Raw genomic sequence first — 21,606 nt, forward strand, 5'->3', positions numbered from 1 at the left:
ATGTGTGGGGATGTGGGTGTGTGGGGGCGGGGCCTCTCGACGTGGCCCGGGGTCCGGGGTCGGGGGCCGTGGTCGGGGGCCGTGGTCGGGGCCCGCAGCCGTGACGCTTCGCGCATGTTCGTTCGATCGGCATGCGCTGGAGCCGCTTCGCGTTACGTCCCGTCTGCGGTGTGTCACATCCGGCTAGTGTGATCGCATGGTTAACGCACAGACCGGCACAGAGGTCGGCACAGCGACCGGCGCGGAGAACGGCGCGGAGATCGGTGTCATCGGCGGCTCGGGCTTCTACTCCTTCCTGGAGGACGTCACCGAGGTACGTGTGGACACCCCGTACGGACAACCCAGCGATTCCCTGTTCCTGGGCGCGGTCGCGGGCCGCCGGGTCGCCTTCCTCCCCCGGCACGGGCGCGGTCACCACCTGCCGCCCCACCGCATCAACTACCGGGCCAATCTCTGGGCACTGCGTTCGGTCGGCGTGCGGCAGGTGCTCGGCCCCTGCGCGGTGGGCGGGCTGCGGCCGGAGTACGGGCCGGGGACGCTGCTCGTGCCCGATCAGTTGGTGGACCGCACCAAGACCCGCACCCAGACGTACTACGACGGGGAGCCCTGGGCTGACGGATCGGTGCCCAACGTGGTGCATGTGTCCTTCGCCGACCCCTACTGCCCCGAGGGCCGTCGGGCAGCGCTCGACGCTGCGCGGGCACATGCCTGGGAACCGGTCGACGGCGGCACGCTCGTGGTGGTGGAGGGGCCGCGCTTCTCCAGCCGGGCGGAGTCGCGCTGGCATGCGGCGATGGGCTGGTCGGTGGTCGGGATGACCGGGCACCCGGAGGCCGTGCTCGCCCGTGAGCTGGGGCTCTGCTACACGACGATGACACTGGTGACGGACCTGGACGCGGGGGCCGAGGCGGGTGAGGGCGTCTCTCACGAAGAGGTGCTGAAGGTGTTCGCGGCCAATGTGGACCGGCTGCGCACGGTCCTGTTCGACGCGGTGGCGGGACTGCCGACGAGTGCGAGCCGCGACTGTGCCTGCTCGCACGCGCTGGACGGGATCAACACGGGGATCGAACTCCCTTGATGGGAGTCGTTTGGGGTTCTTAGTGGGGTTCTTCTGAGGCTCCCCCTGTGGGATTGGTCCTGGGGTTCGTCCTGGGGTCCCCTTGTGGGATTGGTCCTGGGGTTGGTCGCCCGTACGCGTGGGCGGGCCCGGTGGTGAACTCGTACGGGTGGGTCAGCTCGGCGGGTGAACTCGGGTGCGTGAACTCATACGGGTGGGTGAACTCGGGTGGGTGAACTCATACAGGTGGGTGAGGGAGTTGTCCACATCGCCAGGTCTGTCCACAGGGCTCAGCGGGATTCTCGCGGACGGTGGATCGTGAGGGGCGTTCGTCCAAGTCCGCTCACGTCAGGTGGTGCCTGCCATGTCTCCGTCCGCTCCCGCGTTCCCGACCGCGCCCACGCCAGCCTTCCCGTCCGCGTTTCCGCCCATTCCGATGGCCTCCGCGTCGGCAGCCTCCGTGTCGCCATCTGTTGCGTCAACAGCCGCTACGTGGAAATCCGCTACGTCGAAGTCCGTTGCGTCGAAGTCCGTTGCGTCGAAGTCCGTTGCGTCGACGGTCTCTGAGTCGGTCCCGGATCTTCGCTCCGCCCTTCCGGGGCCACCGGTTGCCATGCCCGAGCCGTGCGGGGTCCCCCAGTTCGCACCGATCCGGGTGCGGGGAGGTGGTGGGCACCGGCTGCGGCGGGCGGTGCGCCGGAGGCGGTGCACCTGGGCGGCGGGGCTCGCGCTGACGGCGGCGGCGCTGGCCGCTTCGGGACTGGGTGGCGCGGCGGCCGGGGGCTCGGGCGGGCCACCGGGCACCGCCGGGGCGGGGGGACCACCCTCGGAGGGCGGTCGGCACGCGGAGCTGCCGGTGTCCACGCGGCTCGTCTCGGCGCCGGTCCGGATCGCGGACGCGGCCGCGGTCCGGCTGCTACGGACGGGCGACCGCGTGGATGTGATCGCCGCTGGGGGCACGGGCGCCGAAGCCCGGGTGGTGGCGAGGGACGTACGGGTCGCGGAGGTGCCACCGATGGTGGCCGATGACCCCGCTCAGGAATCCGGCGCGCTCGTCGTGCTCTCCGTCGGGCGGGACACCGCGAAGGCGCTGGCCGGTGCGGCGGTGTCGGGGCGACTGGCGGTGACACTGTGCGGCCCCTGATCGCATACCGGGAACGGGCCCGGTCGGCGCTCAGACGTGGTGCGGCGGCTTCTCGTCCAGGAACCGGGCGAGGTCGGCGGCGCTGCCACCGGACGGGGGCCGCTCGCCCCACCCGCGGTCCGTGTCGTCCGAGGACTGCTGGTCCAGTGGGTCGTCGAAGATCAGAGCCGTGGGCCTCGGCCGGGGTCGCGTCGGTTCCGGCGACTGGTCGGCCGGGTGTTCGGGATCGTGGGGTACGGGAGCGGGGGCGGAACTCATACCTCCAGAGTACGGCGGCCCCGAAACGCCCGAGGTCGGCGAGCGATCAGCTGGGGGTCCCAGGCGGTCGGCCGCTGTCGGGGCCGCGACCGTGCTGCGGCCGGACCTGCGGCGTCGGCGACCGGCGGGCCCGGTGTTCGACGGCCAGGCGGGCCCGGTGGGCGGCGGACGGGCAGGCCCGGTGGGCGGCGCTCCCGGACTCACCGGACTTGGCGAACTCGCCGGACTCACCCGACTCAGCGGTCCTTCGGATCGAGGAACCACAGCCCCAGCACGACGAGGAACGACAGACAGAGGAAGCCGGCACCCCACCACGCTGTTCCGGTATGGCCCTCCATCCACTCGTTGACGATGACGGTCAGCCCCCAGAGCTGGCCGATGACCACGGTCAGCGCCAGGCTGAGGCGGGCTGTGAGCTTCGAGGAGCGCTCGGGTTCCTGGTCGGTGCCCGCTCCTGGGCCTGGTCCGGTGTGCCGGATTCGGGGGTCGCCGTAACCGCTGGTCGCGCGGATCTGCGGATAGCGCTCGTGGACCGGGCGGTTCAGTTCGGGATGGGCGCTGCCCGGGTGGTAGTCGGGGCCCGGGGGTCGCGGGGAGTCGGTCACGCCGACCTGCCGGGGGTCTCGGATTCCAGGGGTCCGTTCCCGGGACCGTGCGGGGGCGTGGTGCGCGAGGGGCGTGCGGCGGGTGCCTCCGCCGCGGGGCCCTTGGCTCCGGGACAGCCGATACGGGCCGCCACCTCGGGTTGTCGATCCACCAGTTGACGGCACAGCCCCTTCTCGACGGACTCACCGGAGCGGGTGGTGCCGACGGCCCACACGCTGCCGTCCTTCTGCTCGGTGAGCACCACCTTCGGGAGCGGGCGGGGCGGCGGGCCGGCAAGGACCTCGCCGGTGCGGCCGTCGAAGACGCCTTCGTGGCAGGGGCAGTACAACTCGCCCTCGGTGCCCCGGTCCTTGCGCCACAGCACGGCGCAGGCGAGGTGGGTGCAGACCGCGGAGTATCCGGCGAGCGTGCCGTCGTCGAGGCGGACGGCGATCGCGCGGTCCTCGCCGCCGGGGTAGCGGAAGGCGATGGACTCACCAGGAAGGAGTTGTTCGGTGATCTGCTTCGGTTCGGGTGCCGCTTCGGTGTCGCCGTGGCGGTGGAGCACTCCCCCGGCGACACCGAGACCGCCGATCGCGAGACCCCCGGAGACGGTGGTGACGATACGGAGGTAGTCGCGGCGGGTGGTGAGGGAGTCGGCGGCGATCCGGTCGTGCAGGGCGCCCCGCGGGTCGCCCCCGGGCTGCTGGTCGCTGCCCGGCTGCTGGTCGGTGATGCTCATCGGACGTCCTTCCCGTTGATCTCGACGACCGGAAGTCCGCCCGGTACCGGCCACTGGACCTTCTCGGCCGGAACGACCATGGCCACGCCGGTCTGCACCTGCGACTCGCCGAAGGCGAAGGTGTCGACGACCTGGACCCCGGGCCGCTCGGCCTGGAGTTCCTCGACCGTGCCGTAGAAGAGCGCCCCGGTCGGGCAGACCGTGGCGCACATCGGGGCGAGGCCGTAGGCGGTGCGGTCGTAACAGAGGTTGCACTTCATCTGGAGCTTCGCCTGAAGGTCGATCTTCGGGACTCCGAAGGGGCAGGCGTTGACGCAGTTGGCGCAGCCGATGCAGCGGGTGGTGTCGGCCTGCTGCACCACACCGTCGGCGGTGATCAGGATCGCGTCGGCGGGACAGACCTCGGCGCAGGGGGCGACCGGGTCCTCGCAGTGCAGACAGACCGTGGGAAGGGAGGCGACGGAGTGACCTTCGTCGGTGTAGTCGAGGTGCATCATCGATTTGCCCCGGTGCGAATCACACTCGCGGCAGGCGGAGACGCATGCCTGGCAGCCGATGCAGCGGCCCGGGTCGATGAACATCGTTCTGCCCATCATGAGGGGTCAGTTCCTCTCCGAGGTGCCACGGCCCTGCGGAGCCGTGGGGGGCAGCGGGTCCGTGCGGGATGCCTGGGTCTCCGGGTAGGTGACCCGGCCGGGGGGCACGGGTGGCGCGGGTACCTCGTCGATGCGTTCCGCGTGTTCGACGCGGCAGGCGCACACCTTGTACTCGGGGATCTTGGAGCGGGGGTCGAGGGCGTCGATGGTGAGGACGTTGGCGGCGGCCGGGACCGGCCAGTGATAGGGGACGAAGACGGTGTCGGGGCGGATGGCCTCGGTGACGAGGGCGGGGAAGACCGCGCTGCCGCGCCGGGTGACGACACGGACCGGTTCACCGTTGCGGAAGCCGTGGGAGGGGTGGACCTCGGCCCAGGGGCGTGGGGTCTGTTCGACGAGGGCGCCCAGGCGGCGGGTCTGGTTGCCGGAGAGGAAGTGGGCGACGGTGCGGCCGGTGGTGAGCGACATGGGGTGCTCGTCGTCGTACGGGTCCGCCGGCTGGTGCCATTCGACGGCCTGGAGGTGGATCTTGCCGTCGGGGTGGTAGGTCCTGCCGTCCTCGAAGAGCCGGGGCGTGCCCGGGTGGTCGGTGGTGGGGCAGGGCCAGACGATGCCGCCGGTCTCCTCCAGGCGTTCATAGGTGATGCCGTAGTAGTCGTTGACGGTCCCGGCGGAGGCGATGCGCAGTTCCTCGAAGATCGCGCGGGAGTCGGCGAAGTCGAACTTGTCGCCCACACCGAGGCGTTCGGCGAGGCGGCACATCACCCAGGCATCGGTCCGTACGCCGGGGTGCGGTTCCTGGGCCTTGTTGTGCTTGACGACGCGCGCCTCGGCGTTGGCCATCACTCCGTTGTCCTCGGCCCAGGTGGTGATGGGGAGGACGACGTGGGCGTTGGCGGCGGTCTCGGAGAGGAAGAAGTCGAACTGGGCGTGGAACTCCATGGTGTCGTACCCCTCCTTCACCACCCGGTAGTTGGGGAGGGAGACGAAGGGGTTGTTGCAGATGCCGATGAGGCCGCGGATCTCGCGGCGCTGCATCTGCCAGACCATTTCCACCATCGAGGTCCCGGCGGTGGGGAGTTCGGATTCCTCGATGCCCCAGATCTCGCAGATCTGGCGGCGGTGTTCCGGGTCGTTGATCGAGCGGCCGCCGGGAAGGAGATCGGACTTCTGGCCGTGTTCGCGTCCGCCCTGTCCGTTGCCCTGGCCGGTGAGGGTGCCGTAGCCGGCGCCGGGTTTGCCGATGTGGCCGGTGGCGGCGCAGAGGTTGATGACGGTGAGGCAGTTCTCGACGCCCTGCGAGTGGTGCTCGACGCCCCGTGCGTGCCAGGCCATGGCCTTGGGGGCGCGGGCGAAGGCGCGGGCCACCTGGACGATCTGTTCGGCGGGGATGCCGCAGATCTCGGCGGCACGGGCCGGGGGGTACTCCGCGACCTTGGCGCGTACCTCTTCCCATCCGGTGGTGTGTGCGGCGAGGTAGGCCTTGTCGGTGAGACCTTCCTCCACGACGACGTTCAGCACGGAATTGAAGAAGGCCGAGTCGGTGCCGGGTTTGAGGGCGACGTGGATGTCGGCGGTGCGGGCGACGGCGGTCTCACGCGGGTCGACGATGATGAGGGTGGCGCCGCGGTCCCGGGCCCCCCACACGTACTGGGTCATCACGGGGAAGCACTCGCCGACGTTGGAGCCCGCGATCAGCAGGCAGTCGGTGAGCAGCATGTCGGAGAAGGGGTTGCCCGCCCGGTCGATGCCGAAGGCCAGTTTGTTGGCACTGGCCGCGCTGACCATGCAGAGCCGGCCGTTGTAGTCGACGTGTCTGGTCTTCAGCGCGACCCGGGCGAACTTGCCGACGAGATAGGTCTTCTCGGTGAACAGGGTGGCGCCGCCGAGGAGCCCGAAGGCGTCGTTCCCGTACCTGCCCTGGATGCGTTTGATCTCGGAGGCGGTGAAGTCGAGGGCTTCGTCCCAGGAGACCTCACGGAAGGGCTCGTCCCGGGACCGGCGCATGAGCGGGGCGGTGAGCCGGTCGGGGTGGTTGACCTGCTGATAGGCGCTGATGCCCTTGGGGCACAGCCGCATCCGGTTGATGTCGTGGTTGCGGGGCTCGACGCCGAAGACCTTGCCGCCGCGGTCGACACGCAGATACATCCCGCACTGCACCCCGCAGAAGCAGCAGTGGGTGGGGACGAGCGTTTCGCCGTTCTGGTCGGCGTGCCACCGGTCGGCGGAGATGCCGCCCGCGTCGCGGAAGGCGCGGGTGCCGGGCGGGGCGAGAGCGGGGTCGAGGGGGACGACCGTGCGGGGGTCGGCGGTCACTTGTAGCCCTTCTTGACGTGGGAGAGGTAGGCGCCGCCGCGCAGCACTCGCTTGCAGCGCGGGCAGTATTCGACCCATTCGTCGAAGCCGAGCCGGAGGTCGCGCATGGTGTCGCGAAGGTTCTCGACATAGGGGCCGGTGTCGATCGGTTGGTGGCACCGACGGCAGAGGAACGTCTCCCGGTCCTCCCGGCCGGTGTACTTGAACAGCTGCATTCCGACGGCGGCGGGCCGCTGGACGATGTGGAAGAACTTCCCGAACGGGATGTAGATGAGGGTGAAGACCACCGACACCATGTGGAGGATCGCCAGGAACTCGTAGCCGCCGCCGTGCAGGAAGAGCGAGGAGAAGGTGAGCAGCAGGCCGGTCACGGAGATGACGATCAGCGCGATCAGTGGCACCAGGTCGTAGGCGAAGCGTTGGCCCGTGGTGGCGCCGCGGTCCTTCATCCGGCGCCAGAGGAAGTACCCGGCGCCGGGGATGACGAGCACCGCGGCGATGTCGAGTCCGTGGAACATCAGCCAGCCGAGGAGGTTCAGTGAGTCGAAACCGATCAGCCTGATGCCCCAGATCCGCATCTCGTAGCCGGGTCCTGAGCCACTGGGGGAGGTGAAGGTGAACCAGCCCCAGGTGAGCGGGAAGGTGATCAGGGAGGCCAGGACGCACCCCCAGAAGATCAGTTGGTGGGCGCCCCAGCGAGCGTGGGAGCGGGCACCGAGGAACTTCTGGAAGCCGAGGTAGGTGGCGATCATCTTCGGCAGTGCGGTGGGGGCCCTGCGGAAGTTGCCGAGGGAGAAGAAGCTGCCCCAGCCCTTGTCGAAGAGGCGTCGGGCACCGGGCGCGGAGATCCAGACGGTGTAGCGGTACGCGACGCCGAAGGCGAGGAAGACACTGGCGACGGCGTACGGGAGGAGGGCGGAGTCGAAGTCCCGGAGCAGTCGGCTGCCGAGCACGACGGCGATGATCAGCAGGCCGGAGACGACGGCACCGGCCGCGGTCGCCCGGCCGGTGACGGAGTTCCGGGGACCGGACCGGGGCGCCCGGGGGCGTCGCGCCGATCCGGTACCGGCCGGAAGGTCGTCCGGGGTGAGCGTGCCGGGCGCCCCGCCCCTGGTGCGGGCACCGGGGCCGGGCTGCGCGGCTGAGGCGGAGGGTTCTGGTGGCTCGGTCACCTGGCCACCGTATGGCGATATAGGTGGTTAGTCCCGTTTTGCTCGTTGGCGGGGAGGACGCGTCGCACGGGGTGGTGGATGGGTGGAGTGGCGCGGCGGGTGGGCCCCGTGGTGAGTTGGCGGGACGGGGAGGGGTGAGGTGGCGTGACGGGTGAGTGGGGTGAGCCGGGGCGCTTGGCGGGCGGGGAGGGGTGAGGTGGCGTGACGGGTGAGTGGGGTGAGCCGGGGCGCTTGGCGGGCGGGGAGGGGTGAGGTGGCGTGACGGGTGAGTGGGGTGAGCCGGGGCGCTTGGCGGGCGGGGAGGGGCGAGGCGGAGCGCCGGGTGGGCGGGGTGGTGAGGGAGGTGGAGTGACGGGGCGCGCGGGGGTGGGGCGCTTGGGGGGGTGGTGGGACGTGTGGGGTGGGGCGCTTGGGGATTCGGGTGCTTGGGGGGCGTCTGGGGGTGAAGCGTGTGGGGCTGGGGGTTTCGTCAGAGGTGAGTGCTATGCCCCGGGGCGGATCATCGCCGCTGTGCCCCAGGCCGATGTCGCCGCAGCGAACAGATCGGCGCTGCCGTCCCGTCCGCTGATGAGCAGGAAGACGCCCAGCAGAAACCCTGCGGCGCCCATGCCGGTCAATCCGACACGCAATGTGAGGCGGGTGATACGGGTGAGGCGGGTGATACGGGCAGCGGGGATACGGCCACGGGCGGCGCGGCGGGTCCGGCGCGGTCGGCCTACCGCCCGCCTTGCCCCGCGCTCGCCGTCCCTTGCGCGGAGTGGCGCCGGGGCGTGCGTGGGAGTGGACACCCGGCGGGGATTCACTGTGCGGTCGGTCGGTTCGTGGTGAGCGTGGGGCTGTTGGGGCATGCTCGTCATGCGGGCTCCTTCTTCGAAGGGGGCCGGGATCGCCGCACCCATGGAGTACGAGTCCGGGTGGGCGGCGGGCGTCGGACGGTGTTCGCGCGTACACCGGACAGGAGTCGGCCGGGCACCCCTCGCGTGAGGGAGGCCCGGCCGGTTTCGCCCCCGTAGGAGGCCATCCGTACTCCCCCGAGTTACAGATGGCGTGGGGTCTGCTGTGTCGTCGCTGTCGTTGTTTCGATCAGTCACCCTTCGGATACGGCCACGGCCGTCGCATGGTCAGGTTCTCCGTATCGATCTCTCCCTATCGAGACCTCCGCATCGAGACCTCCGCATCGATCTCTCCTTGTCGAGACCTGCCCATCGAGGCCCTGGGATCAGAACTGCTGCTTCCGTGCCTGATCAGCAAGTTGCGCGTGACCCACGAGCGCGGCGACCAGCCCGCTCGGGAGCCCACTCGCCGCCCCCCGGCCAGGTGTCTCCCGCCCCGCTCGGGCGAGTAGGAGGAGAGCTCTGTCGACGTGGCGGTGGAACCAGGTCCGGGCCGCGCCGAGCACGGCGATGACCAGGTGAACGAAATGTGACACTTCACCACTCCTTTTCCGGTGCGGGACCCCCTCGCGGGGCCGCTGGGAATCGCTCACCGATTCCCCACTCGGCGCCGTCGCCGCACGCGTCCGGGAATGCGCACCGGAGGCGTACGGGCGACGGAGCCGCGAAGGAGGCCGGGGAGCCGGGCGAGGCCGGGGACCCGGAGCCACGGGGTCACTCGGGATTGAGGCGTCGGTACAGACGGTCCCGGACGTCCTGACTCCTCATCTTCTTCTTGGCCGCGTACAGCGCCGACTTGACCGCGCCCGGCGTGGTGTCGATCGCCTCCGCCACCGAGCGTGCGTCCCACTTCAGTCCCATGCGCAGGACGAAGATCAGCGCCTCGTGGTGGGACAGCTCCGGCTGGAGCTGCGAGACGAGCTCCTTGAGCCGGGTGTCGGTCTGTGTGTCGAAGACCGGGGTACCGCTGTCGAGCAGCGCGACGTTGTCGCCGATGAACTGTTCCGCGCGCTCCACGTCCTTGCGGAGCTGCTTCCTGCCCTCGTTGCGGCACACGGTCCGCGTGTAGCTCTCCGGGTCCCTCAGAGGCCCCTTCAGCAGGGTGCGCCACATCGAGATCCTGGTCTCCTGCCAGACGTCCTCGGTCCTGTCCCAGGGGACGTACTTGTACGCGATGAGCAGGCAGGTCCGGCGCATGCCGAGGACCTTCTCCCACTGGCGACGGGACTCGGGCGGAAGGGTCCCGCAGCTCCGGTCCTCCTCCGTCCGCCTCGGGCCCCGCTGCCCGGGGACGCCCGGGAATCCGCTGCCGTCGCCCGTTTCGTCGAACCCGCGCAGGGTTCCGCTTGATGGGACCATGTCTGATGAGCTCCCTGCTCGACAGTCGACATCGACATGCGCGTGCCGTCGATCGCCCAGGAGGTCCAGGAGGTCTCCGGACCGGTTCCTGAGCGCCTCGCGCGCCCTACCGAAGAACAGGAGTCGGTGCCGCCCCCTCGGGTGGGAAGATCCGGCGTTTTCCTCAACCAGCTTCCGATTCCCTCAACTTGTCCGGTCGATACGGGAGTTCCGGAGACCGTTCTCGTACGCCACCGGGAGGAGCATCAGGATGACCACCCCGAACCACGGCTCCACCCCCGACCGAATCACCCCCGACCGGACCACCCCCGGCCGGTCCGTCCCCGACAACGGGTCCGCCCCCGGCAGCCACCGGTCCACCCCGCCGCTCGACGCGCTGACGGATGTCGCCGGGTTGCGCGTCGGCCACGCCCGCGTCCCGGGCGGGGGCGCGCTGAGCGGTACCACCGTGGTGCTGGCACCGGAGGGCGGTGCGGTCGCCGCCGTCGACGTGCGCGGCGGCGGCCCCGGCACCCGGGAGACGGACGCGCTCGACCCCCGCAATCTGGTCCAGCGCGTCGACGCGGTCGTGCTGACCGGCGGCAGCGCGTACGGCCTGGACGCCGCGTCCGGGGTGATGGCCTGGCTGGAGGAGCGGGGCCGGGGCGTCCGGGTCGGGCCCGATCCGGCACAGGTGGTGCCCGTGGTCCCGGCCGCGTGCCTCTTCGACCTCGGCCGGGGCGGCGACTGGCGGGCCCGTCCGGACGCATCGACCGGCCGCGCGGCGGTGGAGGCCGCCGCGCGTACCCGGCCGGGGGCGCCGGTCCCGCAGGGTGCGGTGGGCGCGGGCACCGGGGCGGTCGCCGGGCAGCTCAAGGGGGGCGTCGGCACGGCGAGCGTGCTCCTGCCGTCCGGAATCACGGTCGGCGCGCTGGTGGTGGTGAACGCGTCGGGCGCGGTGGTCGATCCGCGGACCGGGGTGCTGTACGGGGAGTACGGCGCCGACCGGCCGCCCGTACCGCCCACGCCCGAGGTGCACGAAGCGGCGCGGCTGCGGCTGGCGCGGGCGGGAGCCGCACGCCCGCTCCCGCCGTTCAACACCACGATCGCCGTCGTCGCCACGGACGCCGGGCTCAGCCGCGCCCAGGCCCAGAAGCTCGCCGGCACGGCGCACGACGGTCTGGCGCGCGCCGTCCGGCCGGTGCATCTGCTCACCGACGGGGACACCGTCTTCGCCCTCGCCACGGGCGAAGAACCCCTCGGCACCCCGGCCGGCGGGCCGCACGAGCTGAACGCCGTGCTGGCGGCCGGTGCGGACGTCCTGTGCCGGGCCGTCGTGAAGGCCGTACGCGCCGCGGAGTCCACCGAGGCCCCCGGCGGCCCCTTCCTCTCGTACACCGACCTCTACGGCCCGTCCTGACACCGCCCACCACGCACCGCACTCCTCACCCGGCACCCCACGCCCCGCACATCGTCCCCGACGCCCCTCCCTCCCCTCCGGCACCGCGTCCGGCGCATCCGACTCGGCCTCGGTGCGCGGGAGTTCGCTCCGGCGCACGGAAACCGGGGAACTTTCTGCGTGTGCCCTACGTTTTTCACAACCCCGGTCACGATGTCGGACCCAGGGACTACGTTATGCACGCATCAAGTAACACGCGGCGACGGCCTGGAGACAGCACCTTGAGCGATCCGTACGAGACAACCGAGCAACACCTCGAACGACTCCTGCGACGCGCCCTGAACTCCTTCGATCTGCCCGACAGTACGGTCGAACGGCTCGGTACGGCACTGGCGCACAGCAGCTCCCTGCACTCCTCGCACCACAGTGCCGTGCTTCACCGTGAGACCTATCGGCACACCTATCTGCTCGCCGACGGCTCCCCGCTGACGCTGTGGGAGCTGGTGCACAGCGGCGGCAGAGACACGGCGGGTACGGGCGCGGGAGACGGGTCGCGACACCAGCAGCACGAGCTGTACGACGACGAGGGCGAGGCGCAGGTCGCCGCCGCCCGGCTGACCGGCGGCCTCTCCGGCCTCTCCGCCTTCTCGGACGAGAACCCCCAGGCGGACCTGGAGTTACTGACGGTCCTGATGTCCGTGCCGCCCACGCCACTGCCCCGGGTGTACGCGCCGGACAACTCGGCGGACCACGCCCGCCGGGTGCTGCGACGCGCGGAGAACCCGGACTGCCCCGGCGAGGAGACGGTCCGGCTGCTGCGGGCCGCCTTCGCGCACCACATCACGCAGATCTTCGGCCGTCAGTGCCGCGTCGACGGCCGGGAGGCGGGCTTCACCCTCTACGAGCACGCGTTCCTGCTTCTCGACGGCAGCGAGACGAGCCTGTGGGAGGTCGAGCACACGGCGACCTCGGACGGCCGCCACATGTGCGAGGTGTACGGGAACGAGCAGGCCGCCCGCGAGGCCATGGAGAGCCGTACGCGCATCAGCTGACGCCACCGGACGCGCGTAGCGCCCGACGCCACGCGTCGAGCCGGGGCCCGCGGGCAGCGTCGTGCCGGGTGTCCCTCACGCAGCGCCGGACGCGCGTAGCTCCCACGCGGGGCCACGCGCGCGGGATGCCCGCGCCCCCATGCAGGGGCGCGGGCATCCTGGCCGTGCGCACGGCCGCCCTGATGACGCGTCTCGTCCGTGACGTGCCGTCAGCGAGGTCCGTAATGTCCGTGGGGTCCGGACGGGACGCGTCCGGGGTTCAGCGCGTCAGCACCCGGTCCTTCGTGGCGTCGCCCACCGCGTCACCCACGGTCGCCTCCGTACCCGTACGCGCGCTCGCGCCCGTACCGACGGCCATGCCCGAGCCAGAACCCGACTCAGGACCAGAGCCCGAGTCCGAGTCCTGCCCCACGGCCTCCGTCGGAAGGTCGTCACCGCCGCCCTCCACATGCTGCTTCGGCCGGGCCGGCAGCGCGAACATCACCAGGAAGATCACCGCGAGCACCCCGGCCACCCACCACAGCGAGCGCTCGAACGCGTTCGCGTACGCGGGGCCCATGGCCTGCGGTGCCAGGTGGTCGCCGATCGCTCCGAAGAACACCACCGACACCAGGGCGAGGCCCAGCGCGGTGCCCATCTGCTGCACGGTGTTGAACAGCCCGGAGGCCGACCCCGAGTGCTCCTTCGGCACCTCGGACAGCACCGCGTCCGCGAGCGGCGCCACGATCAGCCCCATGCCGACACCCATGACGAGCAGCGGCAGCGCCATCTGCCAGGACGTGATGTCCATGCCGTACCGCTCGGACTCACCGATGTAGATCAGCAGTCCGGCGATCATGATGAGCGCGCCCGCCTGGAGGACCTTGCGGCCGAAGCGGGGCACCAGCTTCTGCACGGAGATCCCGGCGGCGCACGAGACCGCGACCGAGAACGGGATACCGGTCGTGCCCGCCCGCAGCGCGCTCCAGCCGAGGCCCATCTGCATGTACAGCGTCCACACCAGGAAGAAGATGCCGAGGCCGATCCCGAAGGTCAGCTGCACGGCGATGCCCGCCGCGAAGCTCTTGACCCGGAACAGCGAAAGCTCGACGAGCGGCGAACCGTCCATGCGCGCCTTCCGCCGCTCGAACGCCACGAGCGCCACGAACACCAGGACGCTGCCCGCCATCGACGCGTACCCCCACAGCGGCCAGCCCAGCTCGCGGCCCCTGGTCAGCGGGTAGAGGAGCATCAGCAGGGCCAGCGTCACCATGGTGACGCCCACCATGTCGAGCCGGAGCGCCTTCGGGGCCTTGGACTCGCTGATGAACTTCCGCCCCAGGATCAGTCCCGCGATGCCCACCGGCAGGTTGATCAGGAAGATCGGCCGCCATTCCAGGCCGGCGATGTTCCACTCGGTGAGCAGCGCGCCCAGCAGGGGTCCGGAGACCGCGCCGAGCCCGACGATCGCACCGAACAGCCCGAAGACCTTGCCGCGCTCGTGCGCCGGGAAGGTGGCGTGCACGATCGACAGGACCTGCGGGACCATCATCGCGGCGGTGGCGCCCTGGAGAATCCGGGAGGCCACCAGCATCTCCGGGTTCGCGGCGAAACCGCAGAGCGCGGAGGCGAGGGTGAAACCGGCGATGCCGATGAGGAAGAGCCGCTTGCGGCCGTAGATGTCGCCGAGCCTGCCGCCCGTGATCAGTCCGGCGGCGAAGGCCAGGGCGTATCCGGCGGTGATCCACTGGATCGAGCTGAACGAGGCGCCGGTGTCCCGCTGGATGCTGGGAATGGCGATGTTGACGATCGTGACGTCGACCAGGTCCATGAAGGCCGCGGTCATCACGATGGCGAGCGCGAACCAGCGTCGGCGGTCCGCCGGGGCCGGGGACACCCCGGGAGCGGTTGCCGTGGACGGTGGAGAAGAGGAAGAAGTCATACGACAAACATAAACAGCCATTAGGTCAGAACATGACCCAATGAACAGGCACCCTGGCGTCATGACCGATACCCCGGCACGACTGCTGAACCTGCTGTCGCTCCTCCAGACACCGCGCGAGTGGCCGGGCAGCGAACTCGCCGAACGCCTCGACGTCAGTGCCCGCACCATTCGCCGCGACATCGACCGGCTGCGCGATCTCGGCTACCCGGTCGAGGCGTCTCGCGGCGCGGTGGGCGGCTACCGGCTCGTGGCCGGTACCGCGATGCCGCCGCTGCTCCTCGACGACGAGGAGGCCGTGGCCATCGCGGTGGGGCTGCGGGCCGGGGCCGGGCACGCCATCGAGGGCGTGGACGAGGCGTCCGTACGGGCCCTGGCCAAGCTGGAACAGGTGCTGCCGTCGCGACTGCGACACCGGGTGTCGACGCTCCAGAACGCGACGGTGCCGCTGACCAGGGGAGACGGCTCGACGATCGATCCGCGGACCCTGACGGTCATGGCGTCCACGGTCACCGGGCGGGAGCGGCTGCGGTTCGCGTACCGGGCCGGGGACGGCGCCGAGACGAAACGGGAGGTCGAGCCGTACCGGCTGGTGAGCACGGGGTGGCGGTGGTACCTCGTCGCGTACGACCTGGGGCGTGAGGACTGGCGTACGTTCCGGGTGGACCGGGTCAGCGAGCCGTACGCGACGGGGGCCCGGTTCACACCCCGGGAGCTGCCCAGCGGGGACGCGGCGGAATTCCTCGCGCGTTCCATGACCCGCCTCCAGCCGGAGCTGGAGGTCGACGTGAGCTTCGCGGCCCCGGCGGACTTCGTCACCGCGCGGCTGCCGGGCAGGATCGGGGCGCCGGAACCGGTCGACGAGCGGCACTGCCGACTGCGGACGGTCACCGCGGACTCGCTGGAGTGGCTGGCGGTCCGGCTGGCGCTGGTGGACTGCGACTTCACCGTGCACGGACCGCCGCAGTTGGTGGCGTATCTCAGCGATCTGGGCACCAGGCTGACCCGCGCGGCCACGCCGGCGGACGACAGCGGCGCGCGTCCCGGACCGGTCACCGCCAGACCGGTCACCGCCGACCCGGGCACCACCGGCCCGGTCACCACCGGCCTGTCTGCCACGACCGGCCCGGTCACCACCGGTCCGCCCACGACCACCGGCCCACCCGCCACCGGACCGCTCACCGCCGACCCACCCGCCACCGGACCGCTCACCGCCGGCCCGGTCGCCGGCCGACCCGCCTGCCCCGCCGATCAGGGGCCCGGCCCGCACAAGAAGCCGCACAAGAAATGAGCCCCGGCGCCGGGGGGGGTGGGCGCCGGGACTCAGCTCAGGAGGCCGCCGGAAAAAGCGGCCACAGGTGGAGGCTACGTGACTCGGGGTCACGCCGCCGCGTCAAACCCCGTGTCGTGAGCCATTCGCTTCAATTCGAGCAGCGCGTGCTTCTCGATCTGGCGAATCCGCTCACGCGTCAGTCCGTGCTGCTTGCCGACCTCGGTCAGGGTGCGTTCCCGGCCGTCCTCGATCCCGTACCGCATCTTGATGATCGACGCGGTCCTGTTGTCGAGCTTGCCGATCAGGTCTTCCAGCTCCTCGCTGCGCAGCAGCGTCATCACGGACTGCTCGGGCGACACGGCGGAGGTGTCCTCCAGCAGGTCGCCGAACTGGGTCTCGCCCTCGTCGTCCACGGACATGTTGAGACTGACCGGGTCGCGTGCCCAGTCCAGCACGTCGCTCACGCGCGCCGTATTGGAGTCCAGCTCGGCGGCGATCTCGGCGTGCTCCGGGTCACGGCCGTGCTCGCGGTTGAACTCGCGCTGCACCCGGCGGATACGGCCCAGCTCCTCCACCAGGTGGACGGGCAGCCGGATCGTGCGGGACTGGTCGGCTATGGAACGGGTGATGGCCTGGCGAATCCACCACGTCGCGTACGTGGAGAACTTGAAGCCCTTGGCGTAGTCGAACTTCTCGACCGCGCGCACCAGGCCGGCGTTCCCCTCCTGGATCAGGTCGAGCAGCGGGAGCCCCGCCCGCGGGTAACGACGGGCCACGGCAACGACGAGTCGGAGATTGGAACGGATGAACACGTCCTTGGCGCGCTCGCCCGCGGCGACCAGCGCCTCCAGCTCCTCGGGCTTCGCGCCACCGGCCTCGCTCTCCACCTGGCCGTCGAGGATCTGCTGGGCGTAGACGCCCGCCTCGATGGTCTGCGAGAGTTCGACTTCCTTCGCTGCGTCGATCAGGGGTGTACGCGCGATCTCGTCCAGGTACATGCCGACCAGGTCGCGATCGGCGATCTCCCCGCCCACGGCGCGAACACTGCTTGCCCGGTTGGTCCCGCCGGTGGCGGACGAACGACGGGCGACGGCACGGGTTGCCATGCGTGCTCCCTTAACTGAGTAGGTCGCGACACCCTCCCGGGTGCCCTGCATCCGATGGAAACAACGACTGGAATCCGGACAGAATTCCCATGCCACCCATTCATTTCCCCGATCATGCAGTACCCTGCCGCGCGGATACGGGCCGCCTGATTCGGTGATCCGCCCGAGTGTGCAGGTCGGAGTGGGTGTCGGGGACGTTCCGGGCGTCGCGGCCAGTCGCTGTCGCCGCGAGGCGCATGAGACCGCGCTCACACGGCGCGTGGTCCTTTCACTCCGATGCACTCGCACTTCCCCGAGCCGTGACTCGGGACTCCTGAGTCACGACTCGTGCCCCGCGCCCGGCACCTCATGCCTCACGCACCGCGGCGCGCCGCCCGCACACCGCACGGCCCGCACGCCCGGCGCACGCGCCTCAGCCGAACTGGACCGATCGTTTGGCGAGCCCCATCCAGAACCCGTCGATGACGCTGCGCCCCTGGTCGAGCTCGTCCTCCGCCGCGCCCAGCGTCACGAAGAGCGGGGCGAAGTGCTCGGTGCGCGGATGCGCCAGCGCCCCGGCCGGTGACGTGTGCTGGAAGTCCAGCAGGGCGTCGATGTCCCGCGCCCTGAGCGCCCGGTCCCCCCAGTCGTCGAACTCCGCCGACCAGCCGGGGGCGGCGCCGCCCGGATGCCGCAGCGCCGCCAGGTTGTGGGTGAAGAAGCCGCTGCCGACGATGAGCACACCCTCGTCGCGCAGCGGGGCGAGCCTGCGCCCGACGCCCATCAGCTTCCGCGGGTCCAGCGTCGGCATGGAGATCTGGAGTACGGGGATGTCGGCGTCCGGGAACATCTCCACCAGCGGGACGTACGCGCCGTGGTCGAGTCCCCGGTCCGGGACGTCCTGGACCGGCGTACCCGCCCCGCGCAGCAGCGCCCGGACGCTCGTGGCCAGCTCGGGGGCGCCCGGGGCCGCGTACCGCACCTGGTAGTAGCGGTCGGGGAAGCCCCAGAAGTCGTGGACCAGCGGCACGGTCCGGGTGGCGCCGAGGGCGAGCGGGGCCTCCTCCCAGTGGGCGGAGACGATCAGGATCGCGGTGGGGCGGGGCAGCTTCGAGGACCAGGCGGCCAGCTGACCGGGCCAGAGCGGGTCGTCGGCGAGCGGTGGGGCTCCGTGCGAGAGATACAGGGCGGGCATGCGCCCTTCGGTGGCGGTCATGGCCTCGACTCCTGTTCGATGCGGAGCGAAACGCGAAGGCTTTGCGCGATTCTTGTGCGGGTTCTCACCATGGCAGGTTTATTGAATATTCAAGTTCCCACCACATGGAGACCTTAGCTCTATCTAGTTAAACTTTCAAGAAAAAGGTCGTACAATGGAGTACATGACCACGGCACCCTCCAGCGGGCCCCGTTGGCTCACCGACGAAGAACAGAAGGTCTGGAGTGCGTATCTGCACGCCACGATGCTTCTGGAGGACTATCTCGACCGTCAGTTGCAGCGCGACGCCGGTATGCCGCACATCTATTACGGACTGCTCGTCCAGCTCTCCCAGGCCCCCCGCCGCCAGAAGCGGATGACCGAGCTGGCCAAGGACGCCAAGATCACCCGTTCCCGGCTCTCCCACGCCGTCAGCCGGCTGGAGAAGAACGGCTGGGTACGGCGCGAGAACTGCCCGTCCGACAAGCGCGGCCAGAACGCGGTCCTGACCGAGGACGGTCACGAAATGCTCCGGCGGTCGGCACCGGGCCATGTCGACGCCGTGCGGCAGGCGGTGTTCGACCGGCTCACCCCCGAGCAGATCGGCGCGCTCGGCGAGATCATGCGGACGATGGCGGCCGGACTTGAGCCGGAGCGGGCGGACTCGGATCTGCCCTGGCTCCGCTGAGCGGAACCAGGGCAGACACCGGCCGCCGGACCGTCGGGCCGTACGAGTGACCGTCGGGCCAGGCGTCGGACCGTCGATCCGAGCGGGCGTCCTCAACAACGCCGGACCGGCGGTCCCGGCGTCCTCAGTACCGCCCGGCCGCCGGTCCGAGTACCGCCGTACCGCCGAACCGAGCACCCTCAGTACCGCCGAACCGCCGGTCCGGGCGTCCTCGCGTACCGCCCGGCCGGCGGTCCCGGCGTCCTCAGTGCGCGATGACCGGGATCTTGTACTCGTCCTCGACCGCGTCCCCCGCGCCCGACTCGGACCCGGTGGTCCCGGACGTCGTCCCGTTCGCACCGCCGCCCGGACGGCCGGTGTTGATGAGGGTCACCGCGATGACGGAGGCGGCCACGAGGATGCCGACCGCCCACCAGATCGCACTGGTGAAGCCGCTCACCAAGGCCTGGAGCTGGAGCAGCTTCGGGTCCGAGGCCCCGGCCACGTGGTCGGCGACGTACGCCGTGGTGGCACCCGCCGCGATCGTGTTCAGCAGCGCCGTACCGATGGCGCCGCCGACCTGCTGCGAGGTGTTCACCATCGCGGACGCCACCCCGGCGTCACGCGGCTCGATGCCGTACGTGGCCAGGGACATCGCCGGCATGAACGCCGTACCCATGCCCAGGCCGAGCAGCAGCTGCCCCGGCAGGATCAGACCGGCGTACGAGGAACCGATCTCCAGTTGGGTCAGGATCAGCATTCCGGCCGCCGCGACCAGGAAGCCGGGGCCCATCAGCAGCCTCGGCGGCACCCGCGTCATCAGCCGGGCGCCGATCTGGGTGGAGCCGGTGATCATGCCCGCGATCATCGGGAGGAAGGCGAAACCGGTCTTGACCGGGGAGTAGCCCTGCACGACCTGGAGGTAGTACGTCAGGAAGAGGAAGAGGCCGAACATCCCGATGACGGCGAGCCCCAGCGAGAGGTAGACCCCGCCCCGGTTGCGCTCCATCAGGACGCGCAGCGGCAGCAGCGGCGACGCGACCCGCGCCTCGGTGGCGACGAAGCCCAGGAGCAGCGCCCCGGCCGCGACGAACATGCCGATGGTCATCGGATCGGACCAGCCCGCGGACTCGGCTCGGGTGAACCCGTACACGAGCGAGACCAGCCCCAGGGTGGAGAGGACGACGCCCGGGATGTCGAGCGGCGAGCGGTTGCGTCCCCCGGCCGGCTCACGGATGACGAAGTAGGCACCCGCGGCGGCGATGATCGCGAAGGGGATGTTGACGAAGAACGTCCAGCGCCAGTTCAGGTACTCGGTGAGGAAGCCGCCCAGGATCAGGCCGACCGCGCCACCGCCACCCGCGATGGCACCGTAGATGCCGAACGCCTTGGCGCGCTCCCTGGCCTCGGTGAACGTCACCGCGAGCAGCGAGAGCGCGGCCGGTGCGAGCAGTGCGCCGAAGGCGCCCTGGAGTGCCCGGGAGCCGAACATCATCGCCTCGCCCTGCGCCGCACCGCCGAGCGCGGACGCGGCGGCGAAGCCGAGCAGACCGACGACGAAGGTGCGCTTACGGCCCCACAGGTCGGCGATCCGGCCGCCGAAGAGGAGCAGTCCACCGAAGGCGAGCGCGTAGGCGGTGATGACCCACTGCTTGTTCCCGTCGGATATGCCCAGGTCCGTCTGGGCCGAGGGCAGTGCGATATTCACGATCGTGGCGTCCAGCACAACCATCAGCTGGGCGAGGGCTATGAAGGCCAGCGCTTTCCAGCGGCTGGGATCGGGTGCGAGGGTCTCGGCTGTTTTTGCCATGGGAGTAGCCACCTAAGGGCGCGCGTCGGCGCGCGGGGTCGTTCCGGGAAGGTCTGTCCGCGCCGACCGGTGTCACCGGCCGTCGTCGGCGGTCATGGGATGAAGACGTGGGACGGGAAGCGAAAGGAAGAAGAGGGAGGGACAGGGACAGGAAGAAAGGAAGAAGTGAAGGAGGAACACGGACGGGAAGGCGCGGATGCGGGAGACCTGATGCTCAGCCGCCCGGCAGGGGCGTCACATCCGACTTCGCAAGTCGGCCAGGGTCGCCGCCGTCCCCGGGAGCTCGGACCGGGCCGGAGCCCTCAGACCGTCCAGGAACAGTTGCAGATGTCGGTGGGTGAACCGGTCGATGTCCGGACAGGCGACGCCGGGCAGCGGCCGGGTGAGCTGGGAGAGGGCGACGATCACGTCACCGACGGCGATGTCGGTGCGCAGCTGCCCGGACGCCATCGCGCGGCCCACCAGCCCCTGTACGGCCTCTTCGAGGCGTCGGCGCTCGGCGAGCAGTTCGGGATGGTCCTTGTCGAAGCCGCCCGCGAGCATCGGGCACAGGGCCCCGATGCGCTCGTCGGCCGCCGCGTGCACGAACCGGCTCAGCGCGTCGAACGGGTCGGCCTCCTGGGAGGCCGCCTCCTCCGCGCGGCCGGTGGTCCGTGAGGTGACGGCGAGGACGACCTCGTGGATGAGCGCCGCCCGGTCCGGGAAGTTCCGGTAGAGCGTGGCGTTGCCGACGCCGGCCCGGCGCGCGACCTCGTCCAGCGGGACGTCCGGTCCGAACTCGACGAACATCTCACGCGCCGCCGTCACGATCCGCTCCCGGTTGCGCAGGGCGTCGGCCCGAGGACGGGCCGCACGGCGCTGCGCGGTTCCGGCTGCGGTCCCGGTGACGGTGACGGTCTCCACGGCGGCACTCCTTCTCTTCCGGTTCTCTTCGGTTCTCGTCCGGTCGCCCCGGTGCGGGCGGGCCGGTCACTCCGGTGCGTTCGCTCCGGTGCGGCCGGGCCGATCGCTCCGGTGCGGTCGGGCCGGTGCAGTCGGGCCGGTGCGCGGGCCCGGTCCGATGTTCTGCGTGTGCGGTACGAGGGCGGTCCCCGGGCGATACA

At 70.8% G+C, this 21,606-nt stretch carries 20 protein-coding genes and 1 pseudogene; 6 read left to right on the forward strand and 15 right to left on the reverse strand.

What is annotated here, in order from left to right; translation table 11 throughout:
- Positions 1-196 precede the first annotated feature (196 nt).
- On the forward strand, positions 197-1,078 hold the full coding sequence (locus PZB75_RS11525; protein WP_275535210.1) for an S-methyl-5'-thioadenosine phosphorylase: 882 nt from the start codon (positions 197-199) through the stop codon (positions 1,076-1,078).
- Positions 1,079-1,405: 327 nt separating this feature from the next.
- Here the strand turns inward: PZB75_RS11525 and PZB75_RS11530 are convergent, their stop codons facing one another.
- On the reverse strand, positions 1,406-1,672 hold the full coding sequence (locus tag PZB75_RS11530) for a hypothetical protein (protein ID WP_275535211.1): 267 nt from the start codon (positions 1,670-1,672) through the stop codon (positions 1,406-1,408).
- Here PZB75_RS11530 and PZB75_RS11535 point away from each other — a divergent pair.
- Positions 1,671-2,201, forward strand: a complete 531-nt coding sequence (locus PZB75_RS11535) for an RcpC/CpaB family pilus assembly protein (protein WP_275535212.1) — start codon at positions 1,671-1,673, stop codon at positions 2,199-2,201. The two genes, PZB75_RS11530 and PZB75_RS11535, sit on opposite strands and share 2 nt — an antisense overlap.
- Before the next feature lie 30 nt (positions 2,202-2,231).
- On the opposite strand, the gene PZB75_RS11540 is transcribed toward PZB75_RS11535, so the two are convergent.
- The 9 genes from PZB75_RS11540 to PZB75_RS11580 form a co-directional block, all read right to left on the reverse strand.
- Positions 2,232-2,459, reverse strand: a complete 228-nt coding sequence (locus tag PZB75_RS11540; RefSeq protein ID WP_275535213.1) for a hypothetical protein — start codon at positions 2,457-2,459, stop codon at positions 2,232-2,234.
- 236 nt (positions 2,460-2,695) lie between these two features.
- Positions 2,696-3,064, reverse strand: coding sequence for a DUF6755 family protein (locus PZB75_RS11545; protein WP_275535214.1), 369 nt, complete (start codon positions 3,062-3,064; stop codon positions 2,696-2,698).
- Complete coding sequence (locus PZB75_RS11550; protein ID WP_275535215.1) at positions 3,061-3,786, reverse strand: Rieske (2Fe-2S) protein; 726 nt, start codon at positions 3,784-3,786, stop codon at positions 3,061-3,063. Before PZB75_RS11550 ends, PZB75_RS11545 begins: the two co-directional genes overlap by 4 nt.
- Complete coding sequence (locus PZB75_RS11555; protein WP_275535216.1) at positions 3,783-4,382, reverse strand: 4Fe-4S dicluster domain-containing protein; 600 nt, start codon at positions 4,380-4,382, stop codon at positions 3,783-3,785. Before PZB75_RS11555 ends, PZB75_RS11550 begins: the two co-directional genes overlap by 4 nt.
- A gap of 6 nt (positions 4,383-4,388) precedes the next feature.
- Complete coding sequence (locus PZB75_RS11560) at positions 4,389-6,698, reverse strand: molybdopterin oxidoreductase family protein (RefSeq protein ID WP_275535217.1); 2,310 nt, start codon at positions 6,696-6,698, stop codon at positions 4,389-4,391.
- On the reverse strand, positions 6,695-7,870 hold the full coding sequence (locus PZB75_RS11565) for an MFS transporter (RefSeq protein WP_275535218.1): 1,176 nt from the start codon (positions 7,868-7,870) through the stop codon (positions 6,695-6,697). Before PZB75_RS11565 ends, PZB75_RS11560 begins: the two co-directional genes overlap by 4 nt.
- Positions 7,871-8,352: 482 nt before the next feature.
- Complete coding sequence (locus tag PZB75_RS11570; RefSeq protein ID WP_275535219.1) at positions 8,353-8,478, reverse strand: hypothetical protein; 126 nt, start codon at positions 8,476-8,478, stop codon at positions 8,353-8,355.
- 611 nt (positions 8,479-9,089) lie between these two features.
- The gene (locus PZB75_RS11575) at positions 9,090-9,299 is read right to left on the reverse strand and encodes a hypothetical protein (RefSeq protein ID WP_275535220.1); all 210 of its coding nucleotides are present in this window, start codon (positions 9,297-9,299) and stop codon (positions 9,090-9,092) included.
- A 178-nt stretch (positions 9,300-9,477) separates the two neighbouring features.
- Positions 9,478-10,122, reverse strand: a complete 645-nt coding sequence (locus PZB75_RS11580; RefSeq protein ID WP_275535221.1) for a sigma-70 family RNA polymerase sigma factor — start codon at positions 10,120-10,122, stop codon at positions 9,478-9,480.
- Positions 10,123-10,372: 250 nt separating this feature from the next.
- Here PZB75_RS11580 and PZB75_RS11585 point away from each other — a divergent pair, with 250 nt between their 5' ends.
- Both PZB75_RS11585 and PZB75_RS11590 read left to right on the forward strand, forming a co-directional pair.
- A complete protein-coding gene (locus PZB75_RS11585; RefSeq protein ID WP_275535222.1) occupies positions 10,373-11,521 on the forward strand; it encodes a P1 family peptidase in 1,149 nt (382 codons plus the stop codon).
- 260 nt (positions 11,522-11,781) lie between these two features.
- Positions 11,782-12,552: a DUF6227 family protein gene (locus PZB75_RS11590; protein WP_275535223.1), complete on the forward strand. Its 771-nt coding sequence runs from the start codon at positions 11,782-11,784 to the stop codon at positions 12,550-12,552.
- A 259-nt stretch (positions 12,553-12,811) separates the two neighbouring features.
- On the opposite strand, the gene PZB75_RS11595 is transcribed toward PZB75_RS11590, so the two are convergent.
- Positions 12,812-14,473 carry an MFS transporter gene (locus PZB75_RS11595; RefSeq protein ID WP_275535224.1) on the reverse strand — a complete coding sequence of 554 codons (1,662 nt, stop codon included), beginning with the start codon at positions 14,471-14,473 and terminating at the stop codon, positions 12,812-12,814.
- A 61-nt stretch (positions 14,474-14,534) separates the two neighbouring features.
- On the opposite strand from PZB75_RS11595, the pseudogene PZB75_RS11600 reads away from it, so the two are divergent.
- Positions 14,535-15,488: pseudogene (locus PZB75_RS11600) on the forward strand (YafY family protein); the annotation flags it as partial.
- 365 nt (positions 15,489-15,853) lie between these two features.
- Here the strand turns inward: PZB75_RS11600 and PZB75_RS11605 are convergent.
- Entirely contained in the window at positions 15,854-16,852 is a 999-nt protein-coding gene (locus tag PZB75_RS11605) for a sigma-70 family RNA polymerase sigma factor (RefSeq protein ID WP_275535225.1), read from the reverse strand.
- Positions 16,853-17,264: 412 nt separating this feature from the next.
- Positions 17,265-18,047, reverse strand: a complete 783-nt coding sequence (locus PZB75_RS11610; RefSeq protein ID WP_275535226.1) for a class III extradiol ring-cleavage dioxygenase — start codon at positions 18,045-18,047, stop codon at positions 17,265-17,267.
- Positions 18,048-18,201: 154 nt separating this feature from the next.
- Here PZB75_RS11610 and PZB75_RS11615 point away from each other — a divergent pair, with 154 nt between their 5' ends.
- The gene (locus tag PZB75_RS11615) at positions 18,202-18,714 is read left to right on the forward strand and encodes a MarR family transcriptional regulator (RefSeq protein ID WP_275535227.1); all 513 of its coding nucleotides are present in this window, start codon (positions 18,202-18,204) and stop codon (positions 18,712-18,714) included.
- Between the two features lie 244 nt (positions 18,715-18,958).
- On the opposite strand, the gene PZB75_RS11620 is transcribed toward PZB75_RS11615, so the two are convergent.
- Positions 18,959-20,503, reverse strand: a complete 1,545-nt coding sequence (locus tag PZB75_RS11620; RefSeq protein ID WP_275535228.1) for an MFS transporter — start codon at positions 20,501-20,503, stop codon at positions 18,959-18,961.
- 234 nt (positions 20,504-20,737) lie between these two features.
- Positions 20,738-21,406 (reverse strand): TetR/AcrR family transcriptional regulator, encoded by a 669-nt coding sequence (locus PZB75_RS11625; RefSeq protein WP_275535229.1) that lies wholly within the window; start codon positions 21,404-21,406, stop codon positions 20,738-20,740.
- Positions 21,407-21,606: the final 200 nt, after the last annotated feature.

Source organism: Streptomyces sp. AM 4-1-1 (assembly GCF_029167625.1).
Classification (GTDB): Bacteria; Actinomycetota; Actinomycetes; order Streptomycetales; family Streptomycetaceae; genus Streptomyces.